Annotated in this window: 18 protein-coding genes; 6 read left to right on the top strand and 12 right to left on the bottom strand. The window is 68.8% G+C overall.

What is annotated here, in order from left to right:
* Positions 1–24 precede the first annotated feature (24 nt).
* Complete coding sequence (locus ACYQ5L_RS11595; RefSeq protein ID WP_459957370.1) at positions 25–198, top strand: hypothetical protein; 174 nt, start codon at positions 25–27, stop codon at positions 196–198.
* Positions 199–267: 69 nt separating this feature from the next.
* Here the strand turns inward: ACYQ5L_RS11595 and ACYQ5L_RS11590 are convergent, their stop codons facing one another.
* The gene (locus ACYQ5L_RS11590; RefSeq protein WP_459957369.1) at positions 268–417 is read right to left on the bottom strand and encodes a hypothetical protein; all 150 of its coding nucleotides are present in this window, start codon (positions 415–417) and stop codon (positions 268–270) included.
* Positions 418–460: 43 nt separating this feature from the next.
* Complete coding sequence (locus ACYQ5L_RS11585) at positions 461–1,555, bottom strand: amidohydrolase family protein (RefSeq protein ID WP_459957368.1); 1,095 nt, start codon at positions 1,553–1,555, stop codon at positions 461–463.
* 135 nt (positions 1,556–1,690) lie between these two features.
* Here ACYQ5L_RS11585 and ACYQ5L_RS11580 point away from each other — a divergent pair, with 135 nt between their 5' ends.
* Entirely contained in the window at positions 1,691–2,407 is a 717-nt protein-coding gene (locus ACYQ5L_RS11580; RefSeq protein WP_459957367.1) for a GntR family transcriptional regulator, read from the top strand.
* Between the two features lie 73 nt (positions 2,408–2,480).
* Here ACYQ5L_RS11580 and ACYQ5L_RS11575 read toward each other — a convergent pair whose 3' ends face one another.
* Positions 2,481–3,407, bottom strand: coding sequence for a LysR family transcriptional regulator (locus tag ACYQ5L_RS11575; RefSeq protein WP_459957366.1), 927 nt, complete (start codon positions 3,405–3,407; stop codon positions 2,481–2,483).
* Between the two features lie 323 nt (positions 3,408–3,730).
* Entirely contained in the window at positions 3,731–5,308 is a 1,578-nt protein-coding gene (ffh, locus tag ACYQ5L_RS11570) for a signal recognition particle protein (protein WP_459957365.1), read from the bottom strand.
* Positions 5,309–5,504: 196 nt separating this feature from the next.
* Between ffh and ACYQ5L_RS11565 the strand changes: the two genes are divergently transcribed.
* Positions 5,505–5,750: a hypothetical protein gene (locus tag ACYQ5L_RS11565; protein WP_459957364.1), complete on the top strand. Its 246-nt coding sequence runs from the start codon at positions 5,505–5,507 to the stop codon at positions 5,748–5,750.
* 5 nt (positions 5,751–5,755) lie between these two features.
* Here the strand turns inward: ACYQ5L_RS11565 and ACYQ5L_RS11560 are convergent, their stop codons facing one another.
* From ACYQ5L_RS11560 to ftsY, 5 genes are all read right to left on the bottom strand, one after another.
* The gene (locus ACYQ5L_RS11560; protein WP_459957363.1) at positions 5,756–6,070 is read right to left on the bottom strand and encodes a hypothetical protein; all 315 of its coding nucleotides are present in this window, start codon (positions 6,068–6,070) and stop codon (positions 5,756–5,758) included.
* A 156-nt stretch (positions 6,071–6,226) separates the two neighbouring features.
* Positions 6,227–8,698, bottom strand: a complete 2,472-nt coding sequence (locus ACYQ5L_RS11555) for a [protein-PII] uridylyltransferase (protein WP_459957362.1) — start codon at positions 8,696–8,698, stop codon at positions 6,227–6,229.
* A gap of 106 nt (positions 8,699–8,804) precedes the next feature.
* Positions 8,805–9,143 carry a P-II family nitrogen regulator gene (locus ACYQ5L_RS11550; RefSeq protein WP_379199365.1) on the bottom strand — a complete coding sequence of 113 codons (339 nt, stop codon included), beginning with the start codon at positions 9,141–9,143 and terminating at the stop codon, positions 8,805–8,807.
* A 4-nt stretch (positions 9,144–9,147) separates the two neighbouring features.
* On the bottom strand, positions 9,148–10,488 hold the full coding sequence (locus ACYQ5L_RS11545; RefSeq protein WP_459963398.1) for an ammonium transporter: 1,341 nt from the start codon (positions 10,486–10,488) through the stop codon (positions 9,148–9,150).
* 232 nt (positions 10,489–10,720) lie between these two features.
* A complete protein-coding gene (ftsY, locus tag ACYQ5L_RS11540) occupies positions 10,721–12,352 on the bottom strand; it encodes a signal recognition particle-docking protein FtsY (RefSeq protein ID WP_459957361.1) in 1,632 nt (543 codons plus the stop codon).
* 215 nt (positions 12,353–12,567) lie between these two features.
* On the opposite strand from ftsY, the gene ACYQ5L_RS11535 reads away from it, so the two are divergent.
* Both ACYQ5L_RS11535 and ACYQ5L_RS11530 read left to right on the top strand, forming a co-directional pair.
* Positions 12,568–12,957, top strand: coding sequence for a DUF2237 family protein (locus ACYQ5L_RS11535; RefSeq protein WP_181581079.1), 390 nt, complete (start codon positions 12,568–12,570; stop codon positions 12,955–12,957).
* Between the two features lie 106 nt (positions 12,958–13,063).
* Positions 13,064–13,546 carry a pyridoxamine 5'-phosphate oxidase family protein gene (locus ACYQ5L_RS11530; protein WP_459957360.1) on the top strand — a complete coding sequence of 161 codons (483 nt, stop codon included), beginning with the start codon at positions 13,064–13,066 and terminating at the stop codon, positions 13,544–13,546.
* A 74-nt stretch (positions 13,547–13,620) separates the two neighbouring features.
* Here the strand turns inward: ACYQ5L_RS11530 and ACYQ5L_RS11525 are convergent, their stop codons facing one another.
* From ACYQ5L_RS11525 to ACYQ5L_RS11515, 3 genes are all read right to left on the bottom strand, one after another.
* A complete protein-coding gene (locus ACYQ5L_RS11525) occupies positions 13,621–14,031 on the bottom strand; it encodes a hypothetical protein (RefSeq protein ID WP_459957359.1) in 411 nt (136 codons plus the stop codon).
* 106 nt (positions 14,032–14,137) lie between these two features.
* The gene (locus tag ACYQ5L_RS11520; RefSeq protein ID WP_459957358.1) at positions 14,138–15,499 is read right to left on the bottom strand and encodes a hypothetical protein; all 1,362 of its coding nucleotides are present in this window, start codon (positions 15,497–15,499) and stop codon (positions 14,138–14,140) included.
* 262 nt (positions 15,500–15,761) lie between these two features.
* Complete coding sequence (locus ACYQ5L_RS11515) at positions 15,762–16,562, bottom strand: TetR/AcrR family transcriptional regulator (RefSeq protein ID WP_459957357.1); 801 nt, start codon at positions 16,560–16,562, stop codon at positions 15,762–15,764.
* Positions 16,563–16,668: 106 nt separating this feature from the next.
* Between ACYQ5L_RS11515 and ACYQ5L_RS11510 the strand changes: the two genes are divergently transcribed.
* Positions 16,669–17,565 carry an NmrA family NAD(P)-binding protein gene (locus ACYQ5L_RS11510; protein WP_459957356.1) on the top strand — a complete coding sequence of 299 codons (897 nt, stop codon included), beginning with the start codon at positions 16,669–16,671 and terminating at the stop codon, positions 17,563–17,565.
* Positions 17,566–17,587 lie beyond the last annotated feature (22 nt).

The raw sequence follows: 17,587 nt of genomic DNA, 5'->3' as shown, positions 1-17,587 counted from the left end.
GCCCGCACCGCCCGATAACTCGGTATGCAAGCACCCCAGGACGTTCGTGACCGCCGTGACGACAGGCCGGATGTCGTCGACAAGACCGAGGCGGCCCTCATCGCCGGAACCGTGGTGGCCGAGGCTCCCGGCGTCGCCGAGCTGCTCTTCGTCGCCGCTCGGGCCACGTTGCGCGGACTGGCGAATCTGCTGGGCTGATCGGGGGCGCCGAAAGACGCAGCCCACCAGATCTTCTCGAGGTTCCGATGGGCTGCGATCGGAGAGCGGTCAGTGGTGGCCGAAGCTCCCGTGGCCGTGGCCGCCGCTGCCCGACGTAATCAGCTTCACGATCAATCCGGCCAGCACGGCCGTCAATAAACTCTCGACGGAACCCAAGGTCATCACCTCATCAGGTTGAGAAACAAACATGTGAAGCATGACCTATTCACTTATCGTGCGAGGCCGAATCCGGGGAACCGGGTCAGCGGTGACCGGTGACCGGGTCGGCGCGGTTGTAGACGCGACCGCGGAGGACGACCCAGGAAGGGTTGGCCAGGACTTCCGGGTGGGTGCGGGGGTCTTGGTGGTAGACAACGAAATCCGCGGGCGCGCCGGACTCGATATTGGAGCGGTTCAGCCAGGTGCGGGCATTCCAGGAGGACGCGCCGAGGGCGTCGTGACGGGAGAGACCGGCTTCCATGAGGGCGGCGATCTCATCGGCTATCCGCCCATGGCGGATGGAACCACCGGCATCGGTGCCGGTGTAGATGGGAATGCCGGCGTCGTGCGCCTTGGCGACGGTTTCGCGGGAGCGGCGGTGCAGGTCGCGCATGTGGGCGGCGTAGACGGGGAACTTGCCTGCGCTGTCGGCTATTCCGGGGAAGGTGTCGATATTGATCAGGGTCGGGACCAGGGCGGCGCCGTGGGCGGCCATCATCTCGATGGTGTCGTCGGTGAGGCCGGTGCCGTGCTCGATGCAGTCGATACCGGCGTCGAGCAGGCCGTAGAGGGCGTCCTCACCGAAGACGTGGGCCGTCACGCGGGCGCCTTCGCGATGGGCGGCGTCGATGGCTTCCTTCAGGATGGCGTCCGACCACAGCGGGCGCAGGTCACCGGCCGCGCGGTCGATCCAGTCGCCGACGATCTTCACCCAGCCGTCGCCCAGGCGAGCCTGTTCGGCAATGATCTCCGGCAGGTCGCGTTCGTCGTCGAGTTCGATGCCGAGTTCGCGAATGTAGCGCTTGGGGCGGGCGATATGGCGGCCGGCACGGATGATTTCGGGAAGGTCGTCGCGGGCTTCGAGGAAGCGGGTGTCGATGGGTGAGCCCGCGTCCCGCAACAGCAGGGCGCCCGCGTCACGTTCGGTTTCGGCCTGGGCGACCGCGCCCGCGTGATCCTCGTGGCCGCCGCCGTAGCGGATGCCGACGTGACAGTGGGCGTCGACCAGTCCGGGCACGATCCAGCCTGTGCTGCACAGGGTTTCGGCTCCGGGCACGGGCTCGAAGGAGATCCGGCCCCGGTGCACCCAGAGATCGCGCACGTCCCCGTCCGGCAGAACCACGCCCCGCAGATGCATACCCGACCTCCTGGCCTCGGACCGCTTCACATCCTAGATCGGCCGCGTCCGCCGCATATCGCGGCCGGGGCGCGCGGCGACATGCGTACGCGGGTGTACACGAACCGGGCATGCGGCTCGATAACGTGAACGCCCGTGGCGGAACCTGGGGCTGTGCGCACGCGCGCCTACGAAACGATCAAGCAGCGCATCGTCGGCGTCGAACTGCTCCCCGGCCAGCGGCTCGTCGAGCGCGATCTGGCGGCGGAATTGCAGGCGTCCCGGATCCCTCTGCGGGAGGCGCTGCGCATGCTGGCCCTCGAGGGCCTGGTGTTGCTGGTGCCCGGTAAGGGCGCGCTCGTCGCGCCGTTCACCCCGGCCGATGTGGCCCACCTGTTCGATGTGCGCGAGGCGCTGGAATCCCTGGCCGCAAGACTGGCCGCCACCCGTGCCACACCCGATACCATCGGACCGCTGAAAGCCGCTCTCGCCGAGTCGCGTTCGGCCACCGCCGCCGGTGACGTGCGGCGCATTGCCGCCGCCAATGCCGCCTTCCACGCCGAGATCATCGCGCTCGCGGGCAATCCCCTGCTCAGCACCCAGATGCGCCCGCTCGAGGCGCGCACCCAGTGGCTGTTCCGCCTCACCGCCGACCGCGATCCCGGCGAGCAGCTCACCGAACACGAGGCCCTCTTCGCCCACATTGCCGCCGGTGACCGCAATGCCGCCGCGGCCTGCGCCTTCGCCCACGTGGCCGCCGGTCGCGCCCCCAGCCTGGCCCTCGCCGCCTCCTGGTCCACCCCCGACTTCGATCCGGAGCTCATTGCCCGCCGACGCCGCCGCACCAAATCCGAAACATCACCGACCGGGTAATCATGGCGGCATCGTGCGGGTAGCCCCCGCCACCAGTTCCCGGTGATCAAATGTCCAGGTCAAGACCGGCGCGTCAGGGCGCGAGGACGGTGATGTCGGTGCGCTCGCGGCAGACCTCGCGGATCGAGGCGAGACCGGCCGCGATGACCGGGTGCGCGGCGGCGCCGCGGCGAACCACGGTGAGATGACGGCGGATCGGGACCGAATCGCCGTGCAGGGGTACGCGCACCACCTCGAATTCCGGTGGGACGAACGCCAAGCGGGAGATCAGGCTGACGCCGAATCCGTGACCGACCATGGCGGCCACGCCGATGAAATCGACCGCGCGGCCGGTGATGCGCGGGGTGAATCCCGCCGCGGCGCAAGCGGCGGTCACCACCTGATGGTGGGTGATCCGCTCCGGACCGCTGATCCAGTCGTCCGCGGCGGCCTCGGCCAACGCCACGCTCGCCCGACCGGCGAGCCGATGATCGGCGGGCACCAGCAGATCCTGCGGTTCGTCGAGCAGCGGATGCTGTTCGAAGCGTTGATCATCCGGCGGCGGGCTGCCCGGCGCGGGCAGCACCACACCGATATCGCTGTCACCCGCGAGCAGCAGATCGAAGCAGTGCCGGCTCTCGTCCTCGACCAACTCCACGGCGAGCCTGGAATGCGCGTCGCGCAGCCGCGCGGCCGCCTCGACCACCAGGGCCGCCAGCGCCGTCGGCATCGCGCTGATCCGCAGCACTCCCGCCATGCCCGCCCGATGCGCCGCCAGTTCCGCGCGCGCCCTTTCCGATTCGGCGGCCATCGCATCCGCGTGCTTCAGCAGCGCATGCGCCGCGGCGGTCAGCCGTACCCGCCGCCCCACCTGCTCGAGCAGCTCCACCTCCAATTCCCGTGCCAGCCCGCGCAACTGCTGCGACACGGTGGACGGCGTGAGATGCAGCGCGGCCGCGGTCGCGGTGACCGTCCCCTGCTCGGCCAGCACCCGCAAGGTCTGCAACCGCGGATCGATCATGTGGTGATTCCAAACGATTCACTGCGAAAATATTCGATAGACCGATGCTACGCCGCCACGAAAACTGGACATATGGCAGCGAGAACCGGACATTGCGAATATTGCGGATGGCCCAGCGACCAACCCTTCGAAACGCTGTCGCGCCATCGCACCTCGGAAGGCGTGGTGACCTACACCCGCTGCGCCTGCGGTTCGGTCCGAATGCGGCTCAGCCCCACCGGTTCCGGAGCTCCGCGGCCGATGTACCACGGTTGACGCCGCACCGCGCTGATACGCGCTCGGCCCCGGCGGGTATCCGCCGGGGCCGAGCGCGTGGTTCGGGTTTACTTCTTCGGGAACTTGAACTTGCTGAGGTCGAAACCTTCCAGCCCCGGCGGCAATTCGTTCAGCCCCGGGGGCAGGTTCGACAGGTCGGGCATACCGGCGGGCATGCCGCCGGGGAGGGCGGGCATGCCGCCCGGGAAGCCGCCGCGCACCTTCGGCGGCGTCGGACCGCGTCCGCCCTTCTTGCCCTTCTTGCCTTTGCCCTTGCCCTTGCCGCCGCCGCGGCCCGCGCCGGGCAGGCCGAACTGGCGGCTCATGGCGCCCATCATCTTCTTGGCCTCGAAGAAGCGGTCGACGAGCTGGTTGACGTCGGTGACGGTGACGCCGGAACCATTGGCGATGCGCAGGCGGCGAGAGGCGTTGATGATCTTCGGGTTCGCGCGCTCGGCGGGGGTCATGCCGCGGATGATGGCCTGCACGCGGTCGAGCTGCTTGTCGTCGACCTGGGCGAGCACGTCCTTCATCTGGCCGGCGCCGGGCAGCATGCCGAGCAGATTGCCGATGGGACCCATCTTGCGGATGGCCAGCATCTGCTCGAGGAAGTCCTCCAGGGTCAGCTCACCGGAGCCGATCTTGCGGGCGGCCTCCTCGGCCTGCTGCTGGTCGTAGACCTGTTCGGCCTGCTCGATCAGGGAGAGCAGATCGCCCATGCCCAGGATGCGGCTGGCCATGCGGTCGGGGTGGAAGACGTCGAAGTCCTCCAGCTTCTCGCCGGTGGAGGCGAAAAGGATGGGCTGGCCGGTGATCTCACGCACCGACAGCGCGGCGCCACCGCGGGCGTCGCCGTCGAGCTTGGTGAGCACCACGCCGGTGAAGCCGACGCCGTCGCGGAAGGCCTCGGCGGTGGTGACCGCGTCCTGGCCGATCATGGAGTCGAGGACGAACAGGATCTCATCGGGCCGCACGGCATCGCGGATTCCCGCGGCCTGCGCCATGAGCTCCTCGTCGATGCCGAGGCGACCGGCGGTGTCGACGATCACGATGTCGTACTGCTTGGACTTGGCCTCTTCGATGCCCGCGCGCGCCACGTTCACCGGATCGGCCGCGGAGATGCCGAGGGGGTTCTCGCCGCCGCCGATGGAGGTGCCCGGATGCGGTGCGAAGACCGGCACACCGGCCCGCTCGCCGACCACCTGGAGCTGGGTGACGGCGCCGGGACGCTGCAGGTCGCAGGCCACGAGCAGCGGCTGATGCCCCTGTCCCTTCAGCCATTTGGCGAGCTTGCCGGCGAGGGTGGTCTTACCGGCGCCCTGCAGACCGGCCAGCATGATGACCGTGGGCGGGTTCTTGGCGTACTGCAGCCGCCGCGTCTCGCCGCCGAGAATCCCGACGAGCTCCTCGTTGACGATCTTGACGACCTGCTGGGCCGGATTCAGCGCCGCGGAGACCTCCGCGCCCTTGGCGCGCTCCTTGACCTTGGCGATGAAGCCGCGCACCACCGGCAGCGCCACGTCGGCCTCGAGCAGGGCCAAGCGGATCTCGCGCGCGGTCGCGTCGATATCGGCCGGTGAGAGGCGCCCCTTGCCGCGCAAGTCCTTGAGGGCACCGGTCAACCGGTCGGAAAGGGATTCGAACACCGATCGCGCTCCTGATCTCGAGGGTGGTCACTCGATATACCAGGGTAGTGGGCGTCCCGAAGCGGTGAGACGCAGCATCGGCATCACCGCGCGCGCACCCGCGCCGCGGGCCGGAACCGCGGTCATGAAATCGTCATGACCGCACTGGTTTTCTGAGCACGGCTCGAAGGGTCCGAGCCCTCGCGAAAGGAAAACCATGAAGAAGATCATTGCCGCCGGACTGCTCACCCTCGGCGTCGTCGGTGTGGGTTCGGCCACCGCGCATGCCGCGGCGGAATACCAGATCGACGGGAACTACGCGACCAAGGAGGCCTGCGAGGCCGATGGCCAGAGCGGCACCTTCACGCTGCCGGACGGCCGGGTGGTCCCGCCGGGCGTCGGCGCCGTCTACGAGTGCAAGCAGGGCGGCGACGGCCTGTGGTACCTGTTCCTCACCTACTGACGGAACTATTCCAGGCTGCGGGGACGCCGCCCGGTGGGCGGGCGGCGTAGGTCGTGGTTCTCGCTGAGGACCATGCCGACCGCCTCGCGGGCGGTGAGTCCGAGGCCGAGGGCGAGGCCGTCGAGCATGGCCCATTCGGTGTCGGAGGGCTGATGGTCGGCGACGGTGGAGGCGATCGTCATGGCGGTCACCGCCTGCTGCCCGGTGAGAGTGCGGCCCGGTAGCCAGGAGACGACCCAGCGGTCGCCGCCGACGCAGCGGGCGATGTGCGAGGTCATGTCGCTCGTCATCATGGACGCGGAAACAACTTCTATTGCCACCGACTGCTCCCCTCATGCTCGCGACAAGCTTGTGATCGATGCGATCGTAGGGCGCGATGCGGAGTGCCAGATCGTAATTGCAGCAAATTCCGTGCAACAATCAGATTAACTGGCAAACGTATGGTTTGCCAGTTAATCCTGCTTCATGGCGAATGGTCAGAAAACCGAGGTTGATCCGTTTTCCGTGTCCGATTCGGGGGCCTTCTTGGGTTGTTGCGGCGGCACCACCGCAAGCACCGCGGCCTCGATCCGGGCCCGCTGCTCGGGGGTGTCGAAAGCGCCCAGATCCAGGCAGAACGAGTCCACGACGGCCGCGCCCATGGTCACCACCTTGGCCCAGCAGACATTCGCACCGGAATCCGCGAGCGCGGCGGCCAGCCGGCTCAGCAAACCGATTCGGTCCTCGGCGCGCAATTCCAGCAGCACGCGTCCGGGCTCGGCGGTTTCCGACCACAGCACCCGCGGTTTCGCCCGCGCATAAGGACTCGGCTGGGTGCCCCCGGCCTCGCGTTCCTTGCGCGCGAGCACCGCGGCCAAATCCAAATCCCCATTGATGGCCCGGATCAATTCCTGGCGCAACAGGCCCGGATCCGGCGGATCACCGAATCGCGGCGCGACGACGAAGGTGTCGATCGCGGATTTCCCGACGCCGGCCAGATCGGCGGAAAGCACGCGCAGTGAATGCAGCGCCAGCACACCGGCCGCATCGGAGAGCAATCCGGGATGATCGGGCGCGACCACGGTGACGATATGCGTGTAGCGGCCCTCGCCCGGTTTCAATTCCACGTGCACGCCACCGGATTCGGCGCGTTCGAGCAGTTCGTCGGGAATGGGTTCGGGTTCGGGCAATTCCTCCCCCGCCATGGCCAGGCGGCAGCGGCGCACCAGATCGCCGATGAGCGAGGCTTTCCAGTCGTTCCAGACGCCGGGCCCGGTGGCCAGGGAATCGGCTTCGGCGAGCGCGTGCAGCAGTTCGAGGAGTTGCGGATCGCCGTCGAGGGCGTCGATCACCATTTTCACGGTGTCCGGATCGGCGAGGTCGCGGCGGGTGGCGGTATCGGGCAGCAGCAGATGGTGGCGCACCATCGCCGAGAGCATCCGCACATCCGAGGGCCACAGGCCCAGCCGGCGGCCGATGGAGGTGGCCAGTTCCGCGCCGACCACGCTGTGATCCTCGGTGCGCCCCTTGCCGATATCGTGCAGCAGCGCGCCGAGCAGCAGCAGGTCCGGGCGCGCCACGCGGGTGGACAGCGCGCTGGCCTGGGCGACGGCCTCCATGAGGTGGCGGTCCACGGTCCAGGTGTGCATGGCATCGCGCGGCGGCAGATCGCGCACCACGCCCCATTCCGGGAAAAGCCTGCCCCACAAGCCGGTTCGATCCAGCGCCTCGATGGCGTCGATGGTGCCCGGCCCCGCGCCCAGCAGCACGAGCAGATCGTTGAGGGCGTCCTTGGGCCACGGTTCGCGCAGTTCGGGCGCGTCCTCGGAGAGCCGGTTGAGGGTCGTCGCCGACATGGGCAGCCCGGTCTGCGCCGAGGCCGCGGCCACGCGCAGTATCAACCCGGGATCGCGCTGCGGGCGGGCGTCGCGGGCCAGCACCACCTCGCCGGAATGCTCGACCACCCCCTCATCGAGTGGTCGGCGCACCGGCATGCGGCGCAAGCGGGCGAGGCCGCGCCGGGGCAGGGCATTGGCGGCCGTGCGCAATCCGACATCCACCGAATAGCTGACGGTGCGCGCGGCATCGCTGAGCGTGCGGGCCAGATCGAAGCGATCCCCGATGCGCAGGGCCGCGCCGATCTCGTCCGCGTCCTGGGCGCGCAGCTGGTCGCGGCCGCGCCCGGCGACCCGGTGCAGCTCGGTGCGCACATCCAGCAGGCGCCGGTGGGCCTGGGCCAGACCGCCGCCGGGCACATCCGGACCGAGGCCCGGCATGGCGTCGGTCAGCTGGGCGATGGCGAGCGCGTCGAGCAGCTGGATATCGCGCAGGCCGCCGCGCCCGTGCTTGAGATCGGGTTCGGCGCGATGCGCGATCTCTCCGCTTCGGCGCCAGCGGGTTTCGGCCTGTGCGATCAAGGCGTCGAAGCGGGAGCGGATCCCGCTGCGCCAATCCCGGCGCACGCCGCTGATCAGCAGATTGCTCAGGCCCTCGTCGCCGACGATGTGGCGCGCCTCGAGCATGCCGAGCGCGGCGGTGAGATCGTCGGAGGCCACGCGCAGTGCCTGCGGCACGGTGCGCACGCTGTGGTCGAGCTTGATGTGGGCGTCCCACAGCGGATACCAGAGCTGATCGGCGACCTCGGCCACCTTGTGCGGGTCGACATCGTCGTAGAGCAGCACCAGATCCAGATCCGAGTACGGCAGCATCTCCCGCCTGCCCAGGCCGCCCACGGCGATGATGGCCAATCCGCTGTCCGGCGTGATGCCGACATCGGAAGCCTTGGTGGTCAGCCACAATTCGAACAGATCCACCAGCGCCTGGCGCAGCGCCTCCGAATCCAGTTTCGAGGTGCGGCCATTGGCGTGGTGTTCCCCCAGCAGTTGGTCACGAGCCCGGACCAGGTCCGACGCCCCGTTGGAGACTTTCCCGTTCGGAACCTTCTCGTCGCGTGCCTGCTGGAAACCCACAACCCACCACCCATCTCATTCAGTTCGTCATCCCCGAGCACGGGGGCGGCCCCGTCCCATCCGGTTCACACCGGCGGGTGCGGGGCCGCCATTCGATCAATCTCTTTCAGAGAGCGTCGGACCCACGTTCGCCGGTGCGGACCCGGATGACCGCCTCGACGGGAGTCACCCAGACCTTGCCGTCACCGATCTTGCCGGTGCGGGCGGCCTCGACGATGGTCTCGACGACCTTCTCGACGGAAGCGTCGTCCACGACCACCTCGACCCGAACCTTCGGGACGAAGTCGACCGAGTACTCGGCGCCGCGGTAGACCTCGGTGTGGCCCTTCTGACGTCCGTACCCCTGCACCTCGCTCACGGTCATGCCGAGTACGCCCGCCTGCTCCAGCCCGCTCTTGACGTCCTCGAGCGTGAACGGTTTGACGATTGCAGTGATCAGTTTCATTGCGTCATGCCTCCTTGACGGTCGCGGCGGTGGTACGGGCCGTTCCACCCACAGCAGCGAAATCGTATGCCGATTCCGCGTGCTCGGACTCGTCCAAGCCCTGGAACTCGCCTTCTTCGTCGGCGCGCAGGCCGATGGTGAACTTGATCGCGAAGGCGATGATGGCGGTCGCGACCGCGGAGAACACCAGTACGGCGAGGGCGCCGACGGACTGCAGCTTGAACTGCTCGATGCCGCCGCCGTAGAACAGACCGGTCACACCGGCGGGCGCCTCGGGCGCGGCGACCAGGCCGACCATGAGGGTGCCGACGATGCCGCCGACCAGGTGCACGCCGACCACGTCGAGCGAGTCGTCGAAGCCGAGCTTGAACTTGAGGCTGACCGCCAGGGCGCACAGCGCACCCGCGACCGCGCCGATGGCAATGGCGCCGAGCACGTTCACCGAGGAACAGGCCGGGGTGATGGCGACCAGACCGGCCACAATGCCCGAGGCGGCGCCCAGCGAGGTGGGCTTGCCGTCGCGGATCTTCTCCACCAGCAGCCAGGCGAGCATGGCGGTGCCGGTCGCGATGGTGGTGGTCAGGAAGGTCTCACCGGCGGTGGCGGTGGCGCCGACGGCGGAACCGGCGTTGAAGCCGTACCAGCCGAACCACAGCAGGCCGGCGCCGAGCATGACGAAGGGCAGGTTGTGCGGGCGCATGGGGGTCTTGGGCCAGCCCTTGCGCTTGCCGAGGATGAGTGCGAGGACCAGACCGGCGACACCGGCGTTGATGTGGACGGCGGTGCCGCCCGCGAAGTCGATGGCCTTGAGGTTGTTGGCGATCCAGCCGCCCTCTTCACCGGTGATGCCGTCGAAGGCGAACACCCAGTGCGCGACCGGGAAGTAGACGACAGTGGCCCAGACCGCCGCGAACAGCAGCCAGGCGCCGAACTTCATGCGGTCGGCCACCGCGCCGGAGATCAGCGCGACGGTGATGATCGCGAACATCAGCTGGAACGCGACGAACACCGGTAGCGGGATGGTGCCGGCCAGCGGCACGCTGGTTTCGACGTCGGCCAGCACGTTCGACTGGTCGGCGCCGCCGAAAACGCCCTTCAGGCCGAAGTATTGGGCCGGATCGCCGAACAGGTTGCCCTTGTCATCGCCGAAGGCGATGGAGAAACCGTAGAGCGACCACAGGATGGTCACCACGCCCATGGCGCTGATGCTCATCATGATCATGTTCAGCACGTTCTTCGAGCGGACCATGCCGCCGTAGAAGAACGCCAATCCGGGTGTCATCAAAAGCACGAGTGCCGACGCCGCCAGCATCCATGCGGTGTCTCCGGCGTCAGGCGCGCCCATTACTGGGAAGTCCACCTTCTTGTCCTCCTCATCTCGAGCCCCGCCGGTACACGGCAAATCGGGCCTGCAATGAGGTTCCTCAGTCGGTGTTTCCTCCGTGAACCTGCGGCGTTTCACCTAGGTGAACGGATGAGCGTGCACTGTTGCAGTCACGTTTCCGAAACCGCACATCTGTTACGGGCAGATTGTGAGGATGATCTCAGTACACGTCATCCGCCCAGGTCGGCGCGGGTTATCCGAGCAGGGCGTCGACGAAGGCGCCGGGCTCGAACGGAGCGAGATCATCCGCGCCCTCGCCCAAACCGACCAGTTTCACGGGCACGCCGAGCTCGTGCTGCACCTGGAAGACGATGCCGCCCTTGGCGGTTCCGTCCAGCTTCGTCAGGGCAACGCCGGTGATGTCGACGACGTCGGCGAAGACGCGGGCCTGCATGAGACCGTTCTGGCCGACGGTGGCGTCGAGCACCAGCAGCACCTCGTCGACTTCGGCCTTCTTCTCCACCACGCGCTTGACCTTGCCGAGCTCGTCCATCAGGCCGGTCTTGGTGTGCAGGCGGCCGGCGGTGTCGATGAGGACCACGTCCACGCCGCGGTCGATGCCCGCGCTGACGGCGTCGAAGGCGACGGCGGCCGGATCGGCGGCCTCCTTGCCGCGCACGGTCTCCGCGCCCACGCGCTCACCCCAGGTCTGCAGCTGGTCGGCGGCGGCCGCGCGGAAGGTGTCGGCGGCGCCGAGCAGCACGCGGCGGCCATCGGCGACCAGGACGCGGGCGAGTTTGCCCGTGGTGGTGGTCTTTCCGGTCCCGTTCACGCCCACCACCAGCAGCACCGACGGATGGTCGGCGTGCGGCAGGGCGCGAATGGAGCGGTCGAGTTCGGGGCGCAGGGCCTCGATCAGGACGTCGCGCAGCACATTCCGGGCATCGGCGGCGGTACGGACGCTGCGGGCGGCCATTTCCGCGCGCAGGCGCTCGACAATGGCGGCGGTGCTGGCGGTGCCGAGATCGGCCATCACCAGGGTGTCCTCGATCTCCTCCCAGGAGTCCTCGTCGAGGTCGCCGCCGCCGAGCAGGCCGAGCAGGGATTTGCCGACGGCGTTCTGGGAACGGGACAGCCGGCCGCGCAGGCGGGTGAGGCGGCCCGCGGTGGGCTCGATATCCGGGATGAAGACTTCGGGTTCGGCCGGGGCTGCGGTCTCGGCCGGGGCGGAAGTCTCGACGGGAGCGGGGGTTTCGACGGGAGCCGGGGCCGCGGGCGGCGCGGTGTCGGCCGGTGCGACGATCTCGATGGGCCCGCCGGTTTCCACCACGTCAGGTGTTTCGACCCGCTCGGCGGGTGCGGCCGGAGCGGCGGCCTCAGCGGGCGCGGCGGTGTCCTCCGGAACGGTGGTCGGCTCGACCGGGGCGACGATATCGGCAGGTGTGACTGCTTCGGCGGCCGCGGCATCGGCGAGCGCGGCGGTATCGGCGGCGGGCTCGGGTCCCTGCACCGGCTCGGGCAGGCGGACATCGGTAATGCTGCGCTTGCCCGAATCGCGCGGGATGGCGGCATCGTCGCCGACGTGCGGCTGTCCCTCGGTATCGGTGCGCTCGACGGGCACCGGCTGTGCTTGCTCCCGCCCCGCCGCCCCCTCCGGTTCGGGCGCGGGCTTCGGGAGCGTCGCGGTCCCGCCGCCTTGACTGAAACTGAATCCCCCCGCCGACTTGTACCCACCTGACCGGTCGGTCTTTTCCGTCAGCTTCTTGTCCGGAGCGGTCGGCGCCAGCGAGATGCGACGGCGCTTGTACAGGACGAATCCCGATACGAAGGCCACCAGCAGCACCGCGGCGATCGCGGCAATGAGGATCCAGGCTTGAGCAGTCACGCCCCCATCCTTTCAGAGGTGGGTCTATCGCCCGATTCGCACACCTACTCTCGGGTCGCGGAGCAGTGTTCAGTAGCACACATCAATGGGTAACGGCTATGGACACGCCGAACCGCGGGCCTCGAATCGGGACAACGACCGACCGGTCTGCACAACATCGCACCACAGTGCGGAAGGAGCGGCGAATGCGACACCGAGACAATAGGATCGGCGACGTGACCGATCGAAATGTGCTTGGGGGACCGCTGGAGGAGTGTGGCACCGATCCTCTCACCGGCTTCTACCGGGACGGCTGCTGTAGCACCGGCCCCGAAGATCTTGGCAGCCACACCGTGTGCACCGTGGTGACCGCGGAGTTCCTGGAGCATCAGAAGTCGATCGGCAACGACCTCATCACCCCGCGCCCGGAGAACAACTTCCCGGGCCTGCAACCCGGCGACCGCTGGTGCGTGGTCGCAGTCCGCTGGCTGCACGCCCACGAGGACGGCGTCGCCGCCCCCGTGGTCCTGGCCGCCACCCACGAGAACGCCCTCGAGGTGGTCCCCATGGACACCTTGCGCAAATACGCCGTCGACGTCCCCGACGACGTGAGCGATCTGCTCTAGCGCGACAAGGCAATTCACCCCCGCTCACCCACGGCTTCGCAGTTCTTGTCGGTGGGTCGTGCGAGCATGCACTCCATCTGTGCCGCGCAACCCTCGAGAGGCCGCCATGCCCACGACCTTCGATACCATCAAGGCCGATTTCTTCCGTTTCACCAGCGATATCGTCTGGTGCACCATCACCACCGTCGCCCCCGGCGGGCGCCCCCGCTCCCGCATCCTGCACCCCATCTGGGAAATGGACGGCGACCGCCCCGTCGGCTGGATCTTCACCTTCCCCTCCCCGATCAAGGCCCGGCACCTGTCCGCCAACCCGGTCGCGGCCTTCTCCTATTGGAGCCCCGCCCAGAACGTCGTCCAGGGCGAGGCCCGCACCAGCTGGGTGGACGACGCCACGACGAAGAAGCACGTCTGGGACATGTTCATGACCACCCCGCCCCCACTGGGCTACGACCTGACCGCGTTCGGCGCGACCGGCCCCGAGGATCCCGCCTTCACGGTGCTCCGCCTGGACCCCGATCGCATCCAGCTGCTGCGCGGCGAGCAACTGGCCGCCGGCGACGTCACGCCCGCCATCGTCACATTCAACTGATACGGCACGCGGCAATGCCGCCCGGATGATCCGGGCGGCATTGCCGCTGACCATGTTTCGGTGTGCGCCGTGATTCAGCGGTCGGTGCGCAGGGTGTAGGCCTGGGCGGCGGCCATGAGGGCGGTGAAGGCGGCGATGAACAGGACGCCGAGGGCGCCCAGGGTGGTGGGTTCGATCCAGCCGGCGGCCAGGGTGATGAGGCTGTCGAGGGTCCAGAAGGCGTTGATGCCGGCGATGATCGCGGCGGGCTTACGCGGAATCTCTTTGCGGGTGGCGACGATCAGGACGCCGAGGGCGTAGGCGGTGAAGAAGGCGCCGACGCCCAGCAGCAGCGGGGTGGACAGGCCGAGCGGGGAGTCGAGGACGCCGGCCAGGGCCATGAGGGCGATGCCCGAGACGAGGGTCATGACGCCGTCGAGTTCGTAGGCCAGGCGCAGGGGGGACATGCCGGCGATGGTGCGGGGGGCGGTGGCGCTGTAGGTCATGGGAACCAGTCCTTCGGTCGGGGTGTTCGCTTGTGACACTCCGACAGTCGCCGGAAGGGCACTGCCAACACCACGCCAAGCGCTGCCTACTACTGCCACACGCAGGTCAGGCTTTGTTTTTCGTTTCGGAGGGCGTCCTGCCGAGACCCGAGCGCAGTTGGGCGGCAATGAGCTTCGCTGCCGAGTTCTGCCAGTTGTGCAGGGTGCGTTCGGGGACCTGGTCGACGAACCAGGCGAGGGCGCGGCGGGAGACCGGGTCCAGGTCGGTGCGTTTGGTGCGGACGCTGTAGGGGCGGATGCCGACCACGTAATAGAAGTAGACCGAGTTGTAGTGCCGCCACTCCTCGCTGGTGCCGAATTCCTCGCCGGTGCGCGGTTTCAGGCGGGTGATGGATTCGGTGAGCAGGCCCTTGAGTTCGGTGGCGCGGTCCAGCGGGCCGACGGCGTCGCGGCCGGCGAGCCGGTCGTCGATGGCGGGCAGATCGATGAGCGGGCTGGAGACCAGTTTGCCGAGATCGGCGTAGTGGCTGAGGGCGCGGCGGGTGAGGCGGGCGAACTCGTCCTCTTCCAGCGCGGCCAGGCCGGTGTCGGCGACCTTGCGCGGGAGGGCTTCCGCGGCGATGCGCAAGTCGCTGCGGGCCGCGCGCAATCGCGGCGCGGAGGCGAAGGCGAGCCGATCCACGCCCGCCTGCAGGGGCGCGTTGAGCACCTGCAGCGCGATGGCCGCGGCTATGGCGCCGAACAGCAGGGCCAACAGCCCGGTCCGCTCCCCCGCCAGCACGATGGCGACCGCCGCCTGGCCGCCGAACACCACCGCCGTCACCGCCGAGGCCAGCAGCGAGCGAATCATGTCGCCGCGCAGCGCTTCCCCTTCGTCGAAGGCGTCCAGCACGGCGATGCCCAGTCCGAGCAGCAGCAGATCCACCGCCACGGCCGAGAGCATGGCCGTGCGCGGCACCACATTGAATCCCAGCAGGATCAGGGCCGCGCTGAGCCCGAACATGAGCGCGCCGACCGACAGCAGCCCGGCCACCGAACGCCGCGAGTCATCGGCCCAATCGGCTTGCTGATTCAGCATTCCCAGCATGGCCACCAGCAGCATGAGAATGACGAGCGCACCCAGCAGATAGGCCACCGGCATCAATCCGGCCGCCGCCGGCATGGCCAGCAGCGCACACACCGGAACCACCCCCAACCGCCAGATCCGGTCCCCCCGTTCGGCGAACCGCTCCGGCCACAACCGCACGAACACCCCCGTCCACGCGATCCCCGGCAGGCACACCAGCACGATCCGCAACCCGTCGAACCACTCGTCCCCGGTCGCCAGCCCATCGCCGACCACCGCCGCCGCATACGCGAGCATCCCCACGCCCGCCCGGCGCAACACCGGCTTCCGCGAATCCCGCGCCAGTAGATACAACCCCAGCCACCATGCGACCCCGAAAGCCACAGCCGATACCCACACCACGCCGCGAGCCTAACCCGCCACCCGGTGAACCCGTATCGCTATACCAGGTCACGAATACGTATACGCCTCAACAATTCTCGTCGTTCGCGCGACCCACTCCCTCATCCCGGCGCGACCCACTCACTCATGCCGGCGCGACTCGCTTCGTCATCCCGGCGCGCTTTTGGCCGGGATACACCCCCGCAGGTGCGCCGACGCATGCTGTGGATTCCGGCCAAAAACATGCCGGAATGACGTTGGGCGGGCGACATCACGCAGGAACTCAACGAGCAGTTGCGTGGCGGCGGCGGTGGGCTTTCTGGCGGCAGGCGGGTGAGCAATAGCGGGCGGGGCGGCCCGGGCCGGTGTAGCGGAGAGGGGCGGCGCACATCGGGCAGTGAGCTGCCGGAGTTTCGTTACGGCCGGGGGTTTCGTTACGGTCCAGCGCGAGAGTTCCGGGTTTCGTCACTCGGGAGGCGGGAGCTTGCGGCCGCAGTGCCTGCAAGACCAGCGCGGCGGGACGAGCCAGCCCGGGTTGATCGCTCGGGAGTCGTTGGATCGCAACGCAGCCGGTGAAGATGGCGAGGACGTCGGCGAGGGTGAGGTCGGGGCGGACCGCGCCCTGGCGCTGGGCGGCGACGAGCAGGTCGGACAGGGCTCGGTGGAAGCGCTCGCCCGCTTCGCGGAGCAGGTCTCGCGGCCAGCCGTCGCTGTCGAAGACGCCGTCGCACAAGGCCTGGTTGCGCGGGGTCGAGGTGATGACCTCGGTGCAGAAGGCGAAGAAGGCCGCACCGGCGTCGGGGGCGTCGCGATAGCCGACCGCCAGGGCCGTGAGGCGGTCGATGCGTTGTTGCAGAACCGCTTCCAGGAGATGGTCCTTGCTGGGGAAGTGCCGGTGCACCGTGCCCGCGCCGACCCCGGCGCGGCGGGCGATCTCCGCCAGCGAGGCCGAGACGCCGATCTCCGCGAAGGCGCGCTGGGCAGCGGCCAGCACCAGGGCGCGATTGCGGCGGGCATCCGCGCGCGAGTTCGCCGCGGCGGCACGGCCATCGGAGGAGCCGACGGACAGCGGTGGGGCGGTCATTTCGTTACGGCGTTCCTTCCGCGGTGCTGGCCAACCGGATTCGGCTGCTCGTAGCGTCGGAATCCGGGTCATCCGACCCGAATACTACCGAACAGACAAGGTGAACATGTCTTCTCACAGCGACCTCGTTCTGATCACCGGCGCCACCGGAAAGCAGGGCGGCGCGACGGCCCGGCAGCTGCTGCGCGCGGGCCGCCCGGTCCGCGCGCTGGTTCGCGACAGGGAATCGGCTGCCGCGCAAGAACTCGCGGCCGCGGGTGCGGAGCTGGCGGTCGGCGATTTCGATGATCGTGACAGCATCGCGGCGGCACTCGCCGGTGTCGGGGCGGTGCTGCTGGTGCCGCCCGCGCTCTATCAGGCCGGTGGCTGGGATGTCGATCTGGAAGCGCGCCGCGGTGCGGACCTGGTGGCGGCGGCCGCGGCGGCGGGCGTCGATCAGATCGTCTTCACCGGTATCGCATCGTTCCGGGAGGAACGGAACTGGGGCTCGGTCGGCAAGCGCCGCATCGAGGATGCCGTACGGACGAGCGGCCTGCGCTGGACCATCCTGCGCCCGGTCCGCTTCATGGAGAACTATCTGCTGGAAGGTTCGGTCGTGGATGGCATCGTCGACGGCGTGCACCGCCACCTGTTCGCCGGCGACCAGCCGCTGCAGATGATCGCCGTCGACGATGTCGCCGCCTTCGCGGTGCTGGCCTTCACCGATCCGGCCCGTTTCCACGGCGAGATCCTGGAGCTGGCCGGTGACTCCCCCACCCCGGTCGGCGCGGCGGCCGAGATCAGCGAAAGCACCGGCCATCCGGTCCGATACCAGGAGATCACCGAGGTGGAGGCCGAGGCCATGGGCCCGGAACTGGCCAATGTCTGGCGTCAGACCCGCGCGGGCCAGGGCTGGCATGCCGACATCCCCGCCCTGCGCGAAATCCTGCCGAGCCTGCGCACCTTGGACGCCTGGCTCGCCGAAACCGGTGGTGCGCAGCTGAAAGCGCTGCTGGAGCGCTGAGCACCTGGCCGAGAGTCTGCCG

It is taken from the genome of Nocardia sp. IFM 10818, from assembly GCF_054655275.1.
The sequence above is the reverse complement of the archived record's forward strand: the minus strand, read 5'-3'. Positions and strand labels throughout refer to the sequence as shown.

Excerpts from the sequence above, each read along its gene's own strand:
- ACYQ5L_RS11595 (WP_459957370.1), top strand. The coding sequence starts at position 25 with ATGCAAGCACCCCAGGACGTTCGTGACCGCCGTGACGACAGGCCGGAT.
- ACYQ5L_RS11590 (WP_459957369.1), bottom strand. The coding sequence starts at position 417 with ATGCTTCACATGTTTGTTTCTCAACCTGATGAGGTGATGACCTTGGGT.
- ACYQ5L_RS11585 (WP_459957368.1), bottom strand. The coding sequence starts at position 1,555 with ATGCATCTGCGGGGCGTGGTTCTGCCGGACGGGGACGTGCGCGATCTC.
- ACYQ5L_RS11575 (WP_459957366.1), bottom strand. The coding sequence starts at position 3,407 with ATGATCGATCCGCGGTTGCAGACCTTGCGGGTGCTGGCCGAGCAGGGG.
- ACYQ5L_RS11565 (WP_459957364.1), top strand. The coding sequence starts at position 5,505 with ATGAAGAAGATCATTGCCGCCGGACTGCTCACCCTCGGCGTCGTCGGT.
- ACYQ5L_RS11550 (WP_379199365.1), bottom strand. The coding sequence starts at position 9,143 with ATGAAACTGATCACTGCAATCGTCAAACCGTTCACGCTCGAGGACGTC.
- ACYQ5L_RS11545 (WP_459963398.1), bottom strand. The coding sequence starts at position 10,488 with ATGGGCGCGCCTGACGCCGGAGACACCGCATGGATGCTGGCGGCGTCG.
- ACYQ5L_RS11530 (WP_459957360.1), top strand. The coding sequence starts at position 13,064 with ATGCCCACGACCTTCGATACCATCAAGGCCGATTTCTTCCGTTTCACC.
- ACYQ5L_RS11525 (WP_459957359.1), bottom strand. The coding sequence starts at position 14,031 with ATGACCTACAGCGCCACCGCCCCCCGCACCATCGCCGGCATGTCCCCC.
- ACYQ5L_RS11515 (WP_459957357.1), bottom strand. The coding sequence starts at position 16,562 with ATGACCGCCCCACCGCTGTCCGTCGGCTCCTCCGATGGCCGTGCCGCC.
- ACYQ5L_RS11510 (WP_459957356.1), top strand. The coding sequence starts at position 16,669 with ATGTCTTCTCACAGCGACCTCGTTCTGATCACCGGCGCCACCGGAAAG.